The following is a 14406-nucleotide window of genomic DNA, read 5'->3' as shown; positions in this document are numbered from 1 at the left end:
AGCCTAAAAACTACTATGAGACATGAGCAACCGCAGGATTTAGAGTCTACTTCTATTCAGGAGCCAGTGATATCAGCAGATACTGGACAAAATTCCCAGGAAGTAGAAGAAAAAGTTTCTTTTGAAAAAAAGACGGAACGCATTAGAGCTTGGAGTGACTTTATTAAGTCAGTGGCTCCCTTTATATGGGCTGTTGTCATTATCATTGTTATTATTCCCCTGCTAGGCAAAGCTTTAATAGCAGTCGATTCATCGCCCGTAAAAACAGGAAATTTAGGTAAGAATCCTAGTAAAGAAATCAGTGTAGTAATCCCACCACAAATACCCAAAGATATCGACCAAGCGCTTGTTACTGCTCTCAGGAATGCACACTCTCAATCAGAGAGTTTTGCTTCAGAACAATTAGATAAGTGGGTAGATGAATTAATGACCCGTGTTGATGATAGCTTTCTCGATTGGTATTTTAATTACTTCAATCAAAAGAAGATGGAGTTGAGCACTCCTTTTACATGGTTATATTCAGCAGTTGCTCATTGGACAAATAAAAATAACTTAGCTCCAGGACAAGCAGTCGCCGAAAAATTGACTGAGGATTTTCAAACAGAATTTGCCAAGCGTGTTCTTAGACCTAAAGTTGCACAGCTTGAACTTGAGAAAATCACAAGCGATAGTATAAATGTGTATGTGTCAGAATTGGGTAAAAATATTTCTAATATCCAAAGCAGTTACAAAATTCCCCAGGGAGATTGGGAGCGTTATCTGGGTGATATTGCAGTGACTATCAATGATACAGAAGGAAATATCTCTAATCTATCATTGAAGGTTTTGACGGGTGGAAGCGCTTACATACTTGCAAAGGCAATGATTCCAGCAGTGACAAAGGTAGGAAGTAAAATTGCTGTATCCTTTGCCGGAAAAGCTGGTGCAAAAATGGCAGCAAAGACTGGTGGTGTAGTGGCTGGAAAAATTGGAGCACAGTTATTAGACCCAATTGTCGGTATAGGTATAATAATTTGGGATATTTGGGATTATAATCATACAGTTGCAGTCGAAAAACCTATTTTACGCGATGCTATTTATGATTATTTTAAACAAGTCAAAATTTCTCTGCTAGAAAACCCAGAAAATGGCATCCTGGTAGCTATTAATCAAGTGGAAAATGGTATTTTTCAGTCAATTAAAACACCTCACTAACCGTTACCATTATAAATTTTACAACACTTGTTCTCAATAACAGGCTCAGCTTGTTATTGAAAATCCTAAAATTAGCCTTTGTAAGCATCAATAATTATTTTTTTATCCATCACTGCCAACATCACTGATAAATCTGGAGAAACTCTTTCAGATAAATTTAGTTCTTTCACAGCAGTATCAAAAGTTTTTCCTTGCAGTATTTGATAACCAATTTTCATGACTTCAGTCCAGGTAATATCGCTTTCAATATAAGCTTTAGCTACAGTTATGAGCAAATCTTGATATTTATTTCCCTCGGCTTTAGTCATCATAGTGTGAGGAATTTCAAAGATTTTATCAAAGTTGTGATACCAAGATTGTGGCAGTATATGAATTGCAGAGGTCGAAAATTTTAGTAATTCATGGTGGTTGATGGTTTGGTCGCTTTCACTATAAATAATAAACACTGGGACTGCTAAATCCTTTTTGACTCTCTCAGTAATTTCTTGCCCCATATCTAAAAAGAGCCGCAATGCTGGAATGCGAAAGCCGTCATAGCCAAAATTGCCTGGATTATCTTTATTGAGCCATTCATAATAAATGGGCAGAACCTCCACGCTGAAATTGACTATTGCATTGTTACCGCTGATATAAGGAGCAAATAATAAAGCTTTTTCAATTTGTTGGGGATGTTCTAAGGCTAAAGTTACTGCCAAATTTCCACCCGTAGACAATCCACCGACTATCACTTGCTGTCCTAATTTTTGTGCAACTTCCAACCAAGAAAGCGCAAAATCTTGATAAATTTCCCGTTCCGTCGGTAGAGGAGGGGGATTATCTCTATTCCAATTTCCTGCGACTCCATGACCTGGTTGTAAGGGAACCAAAACATTGTAACCTGCGTCAAATAATTTTTGTCCTATGGGTTCAAATTGGTAAGGACCAGCAGTGAATCCATGAAAAAAAAGGAAAACTTTAGCAGTTGGATGTGGATGCAAAAAAAATTTTGAGCGACAAGCATCGTTTTTTATTGGTATTTCCTCAACGGATTTTGCTTGTTCAATAATGGCTGCTGCTGTTGTGGAATAATCCGACATATTTGACATATTTTTTGACATATTTATGTATATTGAAGCCGCTATAATTAAAGTGGATAACAAAATTCATTTAAACTGAGATCTTGTACCTGTTGCAACAGTGAGTCGGCGAAGCCTCCAAACGCTCGTTACCAGGTTCAACCTGGTAACGAGATATTAGAGCCTCTGGCTCTTGTTAGGTGCAAGATCTGAGCTTAAATCTACTATCAGACGTAGAACTGTAAAAACTTAAAATTATTAGATTTTCCGTATCTTTTTTAACAAAACTTTTGTATGTAGAAAACATTAGACAACAAAAAAGAAGGTAGCAATAGTATTCTATGCTCCTACCCTTGGCAGGTTAAACTAAATCTGATAACAGCCGCTCTGTCAACATATGAGGCTTTTATGGCAGCTGATCTGCAACAGATTGCTTATTTCTTAGACAACTTAGGTTGGGATTACCGTATTGACGAACAAGAAGAGCGTATTATTACAGGTGTTGAAAGTGATAACGTCGAAGATTTCCTGATTGTTGTCCAGCTTGACGAGGACGGAAGATTTTTCCGGCTATTTGCCCCTCAGGTGCTATCAGGCGTGACAGATCATCCTCACAAAGAAGCTATTCTTCAAACAATGCTTTCCATTTCCTGGGAAACCAAAATGCTGCAATGGGAGTATGACCCATCGGATGGAGAGATCCGTGCGATAATTGAGTTCCCGTTGGAAGACTCAATTCTCACAGAAAAACAATTTAACCGTTGTTTACATGGATTAATTCAGCTTGTGGATAATGTCGCGATACCTCGCCTGATGGCGGTGATGGAGACCGGTCAGGATCCAGGGAATCTAGAACTGGGTGAGAGAATTTTACTTAGCATTCAAGAACAGGCTCCTGGATTGCTAGAACTTTTAGAAAAGGCGATGCAAGCTCGGAAAAGGCGGGGAAGTTTTCCTAGCGAATGAGCTGGAACGGCAGTGAAATCGCTATACTCCAAAGTGATACCCTCAATATACTGAAGTTTTCTAAGGCTGGATATTATGACATCCTATGTAACCTCATCTGCTAAAGCGGAAATGAGTGAACTAAGGCGGTTAAAGGGCTTACTACCGCCAGAATTGCAAAGCTGGGTCATGGTTGAAGGTACGACTGAGGTCAATCCACCCATGATCCGCTCTGAAGAAATTGGCAAAGACCAAGTTGAAATTCAAATTGACTTGGCAAAATGGGATTCGCTGGCGATGGATCAGCGGAATTTGTTGTTCTGGCACGAAGTTGCTCGCATTCAAAATGACACCATTCCTAAAGATGGTTGGGAAATGGCAGCTCTGGCGATTGGTTTAGGTGGTGCTGTCGGCGAGTTGTGGGTACAGGATGGATTGTTGCTGGTATTAGCTATGGCTCTATGCGGCGTTTCTGGCTGGCGACTCTATCAAAAAAATAGTGGCGAAAAGCAATTAAAAGAATTAGTCGATGCTGACGATAAAGCGATCGCCTTGGCAACTCGCTTCGGTTACAGTATGCCCAATGCTTACAAAAGTCTAGCAAGTGCCTTGAAAACCCTTATTGACACCACACCTAGCAAGAGAGCGCGCTCTAAATACGAAGCAAGGCTTTCTGCTCTCAAACGCAGTGCCAATAAGGCAAAAGCGAAATCTAAGAATAGTGAAGAGGGCGGAATTTAGCTTGCTCCGACACAAGCCCTACACCTGACCCGTTTGCGCAGGTGCCGTATCTCCTCCGGAGACGCTACGCCTTCCTTCGATAGCCGTGGTTTTAGCCATAGGCATAGGGCAGTGTGGGAATTTTAGGCTAACGTCGCCGTTTCAGCCATAAACCGCTTAAACCCAGCAACATTAGCCCAGCAGTTGCCGTGGGTTCTGGCACTTTTTGTGGTGGGACAAATTTGCCTAGTTCAGCAGAACTCACCTTAAACGAGTAAAGGAACCCAGGAATTAACTTTTGACCTTCTGGGCATCCACTGTCAATCGCTCTTTTGCTATAGCTGGTACCGTTGGCATTCGTACAAATATCAAACTGAGTTATAGAATTGCTCTCTTGAGTGACACTAAAATCGTTGTCAGTGCCTATGAGAAGCGCGTAGGAACCATCTTTAAGTTGCGGACCAATCGCCAGCCCCTCCATCTTTTCTGCTATCTTTGTCCAATCACCTGGATTGTCAGGGCTTATAGCTGCAGCAATATCTAGAAATAGGGATTTACTTACGGGGTTAACACCTGTGGGTAATGTATTGGTGTTTGCCAAACTGATAGCGCTCACATCGGTTGCGTTTGTGAGGTCAATTTTGTAAACTCGCTTGCTACCAACAGGTGGTGGTGTCTCGTTTGGATCATCCACTAAAGCGTTCAATGCGTCCACCCCAAACCCACGATTATCTCTTTCCAGCACCAAAAATTCCTTGTCATTGAGGGCTGTAATTGCACTGATACCAATGTTACGCCCTTGGGAATTGGCTCCAAAATCATCTGTTGTTCCAGGAATGCGCTGATTAATTTCTGCCAGACTTTCTAGCTGATAGATGTACTGTGCCGTACTCTGTCCTGTTGCTGTGTCAAATTCTACCAATCTTAAATTGCGGCTGCGGCGTCCATCTGCTGAACCATCGTTAGAACCCTCATTCACCAGAGGGTCTTGCAGCATAGCATAGAGTTTTTTACCATCTGGGCTTATAGTCAAACCTTCAAATCCTCTGTTATCTTGGCGACCACTGGTAATGGTTGGACGACCATCAACAAAGTTGGGATCGCCGTTAGCAATTCTGGGAATGAGATTTTGTGGGGTCGTAAATGCTCTGACGAAAGAACCATCTGGTTTAAATTCATACACAGACGGACCATACTCATCCGAAACGTAGAAATTGCCATTGGGAGCAACAGCAAACCCTTCTGGATCATGACTCAAACCAAGAGTTCCGGCATTGCCATTCAGTAACCTAGGATTCAATCCATTAAAATTTATACCATCTTTTGTGAATAAAATGGTTTCTAGTGTTTTAAAATTGGCAATCGCTCCTGTATTTTGTTCAACATCTACAGAAAATTTTTGGACTCGTGTTTGGTAGGGTATGACGCCGCCACCAGGACCGCGATCGCCTAATGCATAGTACACATTGTTAAAGCGATCGTAGTAGATATCCGAGAAAAATCCAAACCTGTTGACATTTGCACCATCCCCAGGTTGTAAATCTGTCGTTTCACCAGGAATAGAGAGGGTATTGGTCAGAGAAATTGCGTACGCTGATGTTGCCTGTCCTGCCATACTAACAGCAGACATTAGAAGCGTGCAACTTAATACAGAAAGCCAATGCCTTACTTGAACCATGTGTAATATCCAAAAAATCGCTTTTTTCAGCATCTGACTTCCGTATTAAGAACAGTTTAACTCTCCAGTTCTGTACTGTTTTTGATATCAAATTTTTATAAGATGTGGCTTTTGCTTGATGACATCTTCATAAAGAAAAACTCATAACCCGATTTGCTTTTCCTCAATTATGAATTTTCAATTCTTCATTGAAATCTTTAAATTTCTTAGTCAAAACATTCTAAATTACAACACATTGCAAGTAAATGAAATGCAACGTTGTTATCTAAAAGTCAGACAGAGAGCAAATTTTACTTCTGAGTTCCTAGCTGCGGTTTCTGAATTCTGCTGTATGAGTTTTCTTCTTAAAGCTGATTAAGCATTTTATGTGTTTGAGGAACCACGCGTACTTGCTTGACAAAACGCTTCATCAGAGTTTGCCAATTTAAAACTTGACTCGGAGAAGGAGCAAGGACAGGCGGTTGGTTGAAGGCGATCGGATCATCTAATGGTGTGACAGGTTGTAGAAATACTGGGATAGATGGACTGACAGATGCTACCAATTGAGCGGAACGTTCCAACTCAGTTGGATCTGTGGTTTGAGAAACAATTATTTTGACAAAAACTTCTACTTGTGATTTCCAACAAACTTGGAGAAATTCTGCGTGTTCTCGCCAACGGTTTTCGCCACTCGTGCTTGGCAGTTTGAAATCCATTCCTACAGAGTCTAGATAAGGTAGTATGGTATCCAGTTGTTCTGGACGATGTCCCCCAGTCTCCAAGTATACAGGTAAACCTGTCACTGAGCGTACTTCGGGTAAAAATTCCAACAAAAATGGGGTATGAAGAAGTGGTTCGCCGCCAGTTAAGCTAATGGTATCGTGTAGACATGGCAGATTTTGGCGCTCTACCCATGAGAGTAACATCGGTAGTGGAACAGGATTTGAGTAAATTTCAAAGTCACGTAATCCAGGGGTTTGCTCTATCTTACAAGTGGCGGGTGCGTTCCAAGTATGTGCGCTATCGCAAAAGTGACAGCGCAAGTCACAAAGAGCAAAGCGAATAAAAATCTGACGTGTTCCCACATTTAGTCCTTCCCCTTGTATGGCGGAAAAGACCTCTATCAGGCGTGCGGTAGGTGTAATAGTATTCTTAACAGTCATGTAATGATAGCAACAAGTATCTGCTATGTCGGCACAAAAACAAGGATGTTTTTTACTAAAAAAGTATGAAGTATCAAGTTAGAAGTATGAAGTTACGGCAAAAGTGAGAAATAGAAAGTATGAATTGAAGTATAAAGTATTTCATACCTGAACCTTTACGTTTTATCCTTTCTTTCATAGTTTATCCTTGATACTTCAAAGTATAGTTAGCTTCTTGTTCTATTGTGAATCGTCCCTGATGATATCCAATCTCAACTGAAGTAACTAGCGATGAGTCGTTATTCGTACTGATTAACACTCATGAGGTAAAGCTACTTGCTAAGACACAATAATGTTTGGCAGATTATATTGACATGGCAACGAAAGTGCAGGGCTTCATGACTAGCCAACCCAAAGAGGTAAATTTTCCGGTGATGTTCTCAAATGACACGGCAATTGTGCAGGTATCCGCGCGGTTGAGTGTGCTTGAGGCTGTAGCCTTTAAGCAAACCTGCCAAGAGATCACACGAGCAAATCCTGATACCAAACAGATTATCATTGACTTTCACCAAACTACTTTTATGGATAGTAGTGGTTTAGGTGCCCTAGTTAGCAATTTGAAAATTGCTCAGGAAACAAATATCGAATTTATACTGCGGAATGTCACTCCTCAGGTGATGTCAGTCCTTAACCTTACGGGACTGGATAAAGTTTTTTCAATTGAATCTCGAGGGGAAATGCCACCCCAAAAGAGTCAATTTGAAGAACAGTTACCAACTACACATCCTTCTGTCCGTTCTTGGATGAAACGATTTATAGATGTAGTTGGGTCACTTGTAGGATTGGTAATTACAGGAATTTTATTTATCCCAATCGCCGCTGCTATTAGACTCAATAGTCCTGGTCCAATTTTTTTCAGTCAAATCCGTTGTGGTTGGATGGGTAAGCGCTTTCAAATTTGGAAATTCCGCTCAATGTATATTGATGCAGAAGCGAGAAAAGCCGAATTAGAAAAGCAGAACCAGGTTCAAGGGGCATTTTTCAAAATAGACAACGACCCACGAGTTACCAAAGTCGGGCGCTTTTTGCGTCGAACCAGTCTAGATGAACTGCCCCAATTTTTGAATGTTTTAAAAGGAGAGATGAGTTTAGTAGGCACTAGACCACCTACGCCTGATGAAGTTGAACGCTATGAAGTCCCAGAGTGGCAACGTTTGGATGTCAAACCGGGAATGACCGGAGAATGGCAAGTGAATGGGCGGTCTACTGTCCGTAAATTTGAGGACGTTATTCGCCTAGATTTGCAGTATCAAAAAAACTGGAGCTTGATGTACGATTTGAAGTTGATTTTTAAAACAGTAGCTATTTTGTTTAACAAAAACAGTGGTGCTGTTTAAAACTATTTTTAAGGGTGTAAAGAACTAAGAGTGTAGCCAACCTACTTAACTTCTTCACTGCAAAATTTAAACAACTCATGTTGAATCTCCTGGCATAAATGCCGGGTTTTTTATTGTCTAATGATATTACCAATCCTAAATTCGTGGAAAAACAAGATCCCCGACTTCGTAAAAGTTGTCGGGGATCTGAAGGGTAGTCAATTTGTGCGCTTCCCTCCGGGACGCTATTGGCACAACCCTCCTTTAGACTTACAAAGCAGGTTACGCCCAGAAAAATATACAGAGGATTGCCATATTTAAATATATTTTTTTTATATATAAAACCTATGGAACAATAAATTTACATAACAATAAACAATACAGACAGCGTTTACGTAATTATAAGGATAAAAAAATATATAATATTCAACCCTTAACAAAAATACCAATCCATTTTTCAGAAGTCGTGTCAAATTTTACTCAATCTTTAATGAAGAATGACTGATATTAAAAGAGTCTGAAGGCAAAATACAACAAGGAGGCGCACTTACGTGCGAAATGATGTTGCGAACAAATGTTGTCATAAAACAGGACACCGGGTTTCTTCGGACGAAGACTAATTTGTAATGCGCATTTTGATTTACTCGTACAACTATTACCCAGAACCAATTGGTATCGCCCCTCTCATGACTGAATTAGCAGAGGGACTGGTCAAGCGCGGACACCAAGTGCGCGTAGTGACTGCTATGCCCAACTACCCTGAACGTCGGATATACCCGGGCTATCGGGGCAAGTGGCATCTCACTGAGTACAAAAATGGAGTTCAAATCCAACGTAGTTATGTTTGGATTCGTCCGCAACCCAACTTCATAGATCGGGTATTGCTAGATGCTAGCTTCGTGCTTACAAGTTTTCTGCCAGCGCTTACAGGGTGGCGTCCAGATGTCATTCTCTCAACCTCACCATCCTTACCTGTTTGTTTACCAACAGCCCTTTTGGGATGGCTACACGGCTGCCCTGTGGTCTTAAATCTTCAAGATATATTGCCGGAAGCTGCCGTACATGTTGGTCTTCTAAAGAACAAATGGCTGATCAAATTGTTTACAGCGTTGGAAAAATTTGCTTATCACAGTGCTACCAAAATTAGCGTTATCGCTGATGGCTTTGTAGAAAACTTGCTTAAAAAGGGCGTAGCACCCAGAAAAATCGTACAAATTCCCAACTGGGTTGATGTCAATTTCATCCGACCTTTAGCGAAAAAAAATAATCCTTTCCGAGCAGCCCATAACCTAGATGACAAATTTGTAGTACTATACTCTGGCAACATTGCCCTCACTCAAGGCTTAGAAACTGTTGTCAAAGCTGCTTCTTTGTTGCGGCATATTCCAGATATTGCCTTTGTGATTGTTGGTGAAGCAAAAGGTTTGCAGCGATTGCAGAAGGTTTGTCAGGAATCCGGTGCAACTAATGTTTTACTACTGCCTTTTCAACCTCGTGAACATTTGCCAGAAATGTTGGCAGCTGCTGATGTGGGTTTGGTGGTGCAAAAGAAAAATGTCATATCTTTCAATATGCCATCGAAAATCCAATTGTTACTCGCCAGTGGTCGCGCATTGCTGGGATCTGTGCCTGGAAATGGCACAGCAGCACGAGCTATCAAACAAAGTGGCGGTGGAGTCGTTGTTCCTCCAGAAGATCCTCAAGCTTTAGCAAAGGCAGTTTTGGATTTGTACAACCACCCAGAAAAAGTGAAAACATTTGGTTATAAGAGTCGCCAATTTGCAGTTGAGCAATATGCTTTTGAACAAGCATTAAATCAGTACGAGTCTTTGTTCTACTCACTGACGGCTGAGCGTTCAGCAATTGAGCCAGTCGTCGTGTCCAAGCAGGAAGTTTAGCCTATCTAGGTTTTGGTCGCTCGACACTTACCGCAAATCTGGATATCTCTTTCCTCACGATTGAAAACAAGGCTGCTCGCCACAACAGGGTACTTTCTACTCAACAGTCATAGCTCAATCAGCGTATGGTTATCCTACTAAACAGGACTAAGTACGTGTAGCCTTGATGATTATTTTACTTTTAGAGAATATTTTGATACACTCATATGACAGAATTGTCAGGCTCGCATCTATGGCTCCCGTCGCCCACGCATGTGGTGAACATCTAGGCTGAAAAATAGGTCATGCTTAGGGCGAAGCAATCCAAAGTAAAACTTCGTTAGAATAGAATTACATCTTTATTATTCACTGTATTCGTGGCACAAAGTATTCCTGCCACAAACCCCAATTCTAAGAGTACAGCCATTATGCACGAAAAAGTCTTAGCCTGGTTAACAGAGAATGTTCCAGTTTCTAGGGTCAACCACATTCTTAGGGTTGAGCAAATGGCGGTGGATCTGGCGGTACACTACAAAGTGGATCAGCAAAAAGCTGCAATGGCAGGGTTGATGCACGATTTAGCAAAATATTTTAAGCCGCACAAACTCTTGCAAATGGCACACAAAGAGGGATTGGAAGTAGACGAAGTGATGCAAGCAAATCCGCATTTGTTGCATGCAGACGTGAGCGCTATCGTAGCAAGAGATACATTTGGCATAGAAGATAAAGAAGTATTACAAGCCATTGCCAATCACACTTTGGGTAGACCAGGCATGAGTGTACTGTGCAGTATCGTATTTTTAGCAGATAGCTTAGAGCCAGGACGTGGGGATAGCTCGGAATTACAAGCTTTACGACAACTTAGCCGTCAAGATATTAATCAGGCTGTGTGGAAGACAAGCGATTACACTCTCAAATTCTTGCTCGAAAGTTCTTGTTTAGTTCATCCGCGAGTCGTGTTTACGCGCAACTGGTTCCTACAAAAATGGAAGGCAAACGGTCCAGTTGTACAACAAACCGCGTAGACACCTCTTTTTTTTGTTAGTATTCAAAAAAACCAGTTCTCACAGTTGCAATTCCATCTTAATTTTTGTTTGTTGGTAAAAATTGTCAAAAATAGTTACACAAAAAGATAAAGCAGCTGAGGTTTAATGTCTGATTATTTCCAACCAAATTTCCTAAGACAATCCGTCGCAGTGACAAACAGCCCACTAGGAAATCCAGTGGGTGACGCCAACGATGTAAGTGGAAACATAGCTTTGAGCATTGCCGAAGCGGCATCAGACCGCAAAGCAGGTGATATATTACTGCTGAGGGTAGCAGATGTCTCTTACCTGGCGGATTATTTTGTGGTAGTGACGGGCTATTCGAGGGTACAAGTCAGGGCGATCGCACAAGCAATTGAAGACAAAGTGGAAACAGAATGGCAACGGCGTCCCCTGCGCTCAGAGGGAAAATCTGAGGCAAGTTGGGTGGTGCAAGACTACGGCGAAGTCATTGTTCACATCATGTTGCCTTCTGAGCGGGAGTTTTATAATCTTGAAGCGTTCTGGGGACATGCGGAACGTATCGAGTATCCAACAACCGTTGACGGTGGGGGTAAACCAACATGATTAAGTCTTCAGTCTCAAATTGCCCAGTTCCTGCAGAACAGCAACCACTCAATGAGTACGAAGAGTTAAAATCCTCTTGGCTGTTTCGTGACTGCACCTTAAGTTGGCGCGACTATATTACAAAAATCGCTCTGATTTGGGGTTTATCGTGGTTCGTGGCAGGACCAGTAGCAGCCACTAGCTTTCCCCCACATAAGCATACTGCACAGTTTATTCTCAGCAGTTCAGCAGGAGCAAGTGTCGCTTTAGTGCTGGTACTCGTGCGGTTATCTTTGGGCTGGTCTTACGTTCGGGATCGCCTGATAAGTCCAATCATCTTTTACGAAGAGTCAGGTTGGTATGACGGTCAAACTTGGACGAAACCAGAGGAAGTGGTAACACGCGATCGCCTGATTGTTTCCTACTCGATTCAACCAATTATTCAGCGATTACAAATTACCTTTGCTGGCTTGGCTGTGTTGTTCGTTGCTGGTACGATAGTTTGGCACCTAGTGTAAATAGTTAGGAGTTAGAAGTTAATAAGTTGTAACTCCTAACTCATAACTCATAACTCATAACTCAAAAAGGTGGTACATTTTAACCCATGACAATGGGAAAACGAACACAAGCCGCCGCATTAGAAGTCAGGTTACTGCGTGAAGGCATTATAGAATCAAAGCATATCGTCCAGGCTGTGGTATGCGACGATCGCGGGCGGGTGCTTTCCGTTGCCGGAAACTCCGAAACTGCGACATTTGTCCGTTCCGCACTCAAACCATTTCAGGCGATCGCTGTAACCAGCACCGGGGCTTTAGAACGCTATAACCTAAGCGATAAAGACCTAGCAATTATCACAAGTTCCCATAGAGGAACAATAGAGCAAGTCCGACAGGCATTTAATATACTTTGGCGAGCTGATGTAGACCCAACAGCACTCCAATGTCCAATTCCAGAAGGCAAGCACAGTCCTTTGGAATACAATTGCTCAGGCAAACACGCCGGAATGCTAGCCGTTTGTCAGCTATGCAATTGGTCCTTAAACAACTACTTACAGCGGAAACACCCTGTACAGCAGCTGATTTTAAGCAAAGTATCAGAATTGCTGCGAATGCCAGCAGAGGAATTCATCAGCGTTCATGACGACTGTGGCGCACCAACGTATCTGATGCAACTCGCTCACATGGCGTCATTGTATGCTCATCTCGCTGCTCGTAGCAGTTTGGATATGGAGCGCATTGTCCGTGCAATGACTCATCACCCAGTCATGGTGGCTGGAGTTGGAGAATTTGATACAGAACTGATGCGTTTAGCCCCTGGGGAAGTCGTCAGCAAAGCTGGTGCCGAAGGAGTACAGTGCCTTGGCAGACTGGGTGAAGGCATGGGATTGGCAATTAAAGTTATGGATGGAGCCAAGCGAGCAAAATATGCCGTTGCCATTCACTTACTCAAGCAATTGGGCTGGATTAGTCCCAGCGTTGCCGAAGCCCTGTCGGAAAAGTTTATGAACCTAGGTAAATACAAGCGTTTAGAAGTTATTGGAGAATTATCGATTTTATAGTTGCCAAATTTCTGAGTTTGGTGTTATAGTTAAAAAGACGAGAAGGCGACGCGGGATAGAGCAGCCTGGTAGCTCGTCGGGCTCATAACCCGAAGGTCAGTGGTTCAAATCCACTTCCCGCCACCAAATGAAAGATAAAACAAAACCCTGCAATCTTAAAAGGTTGTAGGGTTTTGTTTTACGCCAATTTAATTTGTTTAAAAATCCAGTCTCTTTGATCAATAGTTCCTGATAGCATACCTTCGCCAATTACAAGTGGTTAACGCTGTAAAAAACCTGAGCCAATAAAATTCGCTCAGGTTTTTGTGCAAGACATTTTTATTACCTCGTTCATATGATTGGAGCTTCTACATTTTGCCTAATGGTTCACCACCCTTTGTTTTGGCTTATCTTGGCAAAAGCCCCACATACAACCGATTTGGCAAAGGTATTGTTTGATAAAATTGGGATTTTATTAGATTTAGTTGCTAGGTAACGACTTTGATCAAGCGAGAAACGGTGATGTCAATCAGCTTATCTTCAGTTGAAGCACTATGTCCTTGAGGACTCTGTCCGGAAGGACACAAATCATCTTTGTTAGGCACAAATGCCCAGTTAGATGGAGAACATCCTTTGTAAAAGTGTCTGATCATTTGCACCCGTGCCGTTGCCACAAATTCTCCGACATTGTTATAAGTTACCGAACCACTGCCAACTAAGTATTGAGCAGAAGTCGGGGAAGGAGGCTGATCTATAATTCCTGCATGTCCAAATTCTTTCGTTATCTGTTGTGGATTTGATGGATCGCCAGAGTTGAATGTAACCTTGTTATTCGTGAAAACAGGTTCTGTCGAAGTAGGATAGTTTAGTGGCCACATAGGACCTGCACCGACATGGGGAACATATTTAATACCATCTTCGACATAAGACGCAGGTAAGAAAGATTGAGGACCAATAAAAAAGTTGACCGATTCTCCTGGTGTAATAACTAATGGATTGGGAGGAGAGGAGGTTCCACCGTAGTAAGCTCCAAGATTTGGGCTAATTAATGGTCTGTCTTCTCTGGGCATGATGTTGAGAGCTTCGTAAACATTAATATCCAAGCACTTCTGATTTGTATTAGCAGGACAACCGACTGTTGTTTGAGCTGATACTGCTGAAGTTTTTGTTTGTCCCCAAGTATCCCAAGTAATAATTCCTGTTGTAATACTGGCAATGGTAATACAAGCAACAATTGTTGTTGTTATAAATGCTAGAACCTTACGCATAAGTCAAACTCCAAGTTATTCAAAGTTTTAGACACGCAAAAGA

The 14406-nt window shown here is 41.8% G+C and carries 13 protein-coding genes and 1 tRNA gene; 10 read left to right on the top strand and 4 right to left on the bottom strand.

Annotated elements, in window-relative coordinates; translation table 11 throughout:
- Positions 1 to 15 precede the first annotated feature (15 nt).
- Positions 16 to 1194, top strand: a complete 1179-nt coding sequence (locus V5G28_RS08980; protein ID WP_332993032.1) for a hypothetical protein — start codon at positions 16 to 18, stop codon at positions 1192 to 1194.
- Positions 1195 to 1265: 71 nt separating this feature from the next.
- Here V5G28_RS08980 and V5G28_RS08975 read toward each other — a convergent pair whose 3' ends face one another.
- On the bottom strand, positions 1266 to 2270 hold the full coding sequence (locus tag V5G28_RS08975; RefSeq protein ID WP_332993030.1) for an alpha/beta hydrolase: 1005 nt from the start codon (positions 2268 to 2270) through the stop codon (positions 1266 to 1268).
- 387 nt (positions 2271 to 2657) lie between these two features.
- Here V5G28_RS08975 and V5G28_RS08970 point away from each other — a divergent pair, with 387 nt between their 5' ends.
- The gene (locus tag V5G28_RS08970) at positions 2658 to 3215 is read left to right on the top strand and encodes a hypothetical protein (protein ID WP_332993028.1); all 558 of its coding nucleotides are present in this window, start codon (positions 2658 to 2660) and stop codon (positions 3213 to 3215) included.
- 75 nt (positions 3216 to 3290) lie between these two features.
- Positions 3291 to 3935, top strand: coding sequence for a DUF3318 domain-containing protein (locus V5G28_RS08965; RefSeq protein ID WP_096564659.1), 645 nt, complete (start codon positions 3291 to 3293; stop codon positions 3933 to 3935).
- Between the two features lie 127 nt (positions 3936 to 4062).
- Here the strand turns inward: V5G28_RS08965 and V5G28_RS08960 are convergent, their stop codons facing one another.
- Both V5G28_RS08960 and V5G28_RS08955 read right to left on the bottom strand, forming a co-directional pair.
- Positions 4063 to 5592 carry an esterase-like activity of phytase family protein gene (locus V5G28_RS08960; RefSeq protein ID WP_332993024.1) on the bottom strand — a complete coding sequence of 510 codons (1530 nt, stop codon included), beginning with the start codon at positions 5590 to 5592 and terminating at the stop codon, positions 4063 to 4065.
- Between the two features lie 344 nt (positions 5593 to 5936).
- A complete protein-coding gene (locus tag V5G28_RS08955) occupies positions 5937 to 6734 on the bottom strand; it encodes a 7-carboxy-7-deazaguanine synthase QueE (RefSeq protein ID WP_332993022.1) in 798 nt (265 codons plus the stop codon).
- Positions 6735 to 7087: 353 nt separating this feature from the next.
- Between V5G28_RS08955 and V5G28_RS08950 the strand changes: the two genes are divergently transcribed.
- From V5G28_RS08950 to V5G28_RS08920, 7 genes are all read left to right on the top strand, one after another.
- Positions 7088 to 8110 (top strand): anti-sigma factor antagonist, encoded by a 1023-nt coding sequence (locus V5G28_RS08950; RefSeq protein ID WP_332993019.1) that lies wholly within the window; start codon positions 7088 to 7090, stop codon positions 8108 to 8110.
- A gap of 605 nt (positions 8111 to 8715) precedes the next feature.
- A complete protein-coding gene (locus tag V5G28_RS08945) occupies positions 8716 to 9987 on the top strand; it encodes a glycosyltransferase family 4 protein (protein ID WP_096564661.1) in 1272 nt (423 codons plus the stop codon).
- A gap of 407 nt (positions 9988 to 10394) precedes the next feature.
- Complete coding sequence (yqeK, locus tag V5G28_RS08940; protein WP_332993015.1) at positions 10395 to 10991, top strand: bis(5'-nucleosyl)-tetraphosphatase (symmetrical) YqeK; 597 nt, start codon at positions 10395 to 10397, stop codon at positions 10989 to 10991.
- Between the two features lie 126 nt (positions 10992 to 11117).
- Positions 11118 to 11579, top strand: a complete 462-nt coding sequence (gene rsfS / locus V5G28_RS08935; protein WP_096564663.1) for a ribosome silencing factor — start codon at positions 11118 to 11120, stop codon at positions 11577 to 11579.
- Positions 11576 to 12076 carry a CGLD27 family protein gene (locus V5G28_RS08930; RefSeq protein ID WP_096564664.1) on the top strand — a complete coding sequence of 167 codons (501 nt, stop codon included), beginning with the start codon at positions 11576 to 11578 and terminating at the stop codon, positions 12074 to 12076. The genes rsfS and V5G28_RS08930 overlap by 4 nt, the downstream gene beginning before the upstream one ends.
- Before the next feature lie 86 nt (positions 12077 to 12162).
- Complete coding sequence (locus V5G28_RS08925) at positions 12163 to 13116, top strand: asparaginase (RefSeq protein WP_332993010.1); 954 nt, start codon at positions 12163 to 12165, stop codon at positions 13114 to 13116.
- Positions 13117 to 13165: 49 nt separating this feature from the next.
- A tRNA-Met gene (locus V5G28_RS08920) sits at positions 13166 to 13242 on the top strand.
- A gap of 341 nt (positions 13243 to 13583) precedes the next feature.
- Here the strand turns inward: V5G28_RS08920 and V5G28_RS08915 are convergent.
- Complete coding sequence (locus V5G28_RS08915; protein ID WP_332993008.1) at positions 13584 to 14363, bottom strand: hypothetical protein; 780 nt, start codon at positions 14361 to 14363, stop codon at positions 13584 to 13586.
- Positions 14364 to 14406: the final 43 nt, after the last annotated feature.

Source organism: Scytonema sp. PRP1 (genome assembly GCF_036697665.2).
In the GTDB taxonomy this organism is placed as follows: domain Bacteria; phylum Cyanobacteriota; class Cyanobacteriia; order Cyanobacteriales; family Nostocaceae; genus Kalymmatonema; species Kalymmatonema gypsitolerans.
Note: the sequence above shows the minus strand (reverse complement) of the source record. Positions and strands in the feature narration are given on the sequence as shown.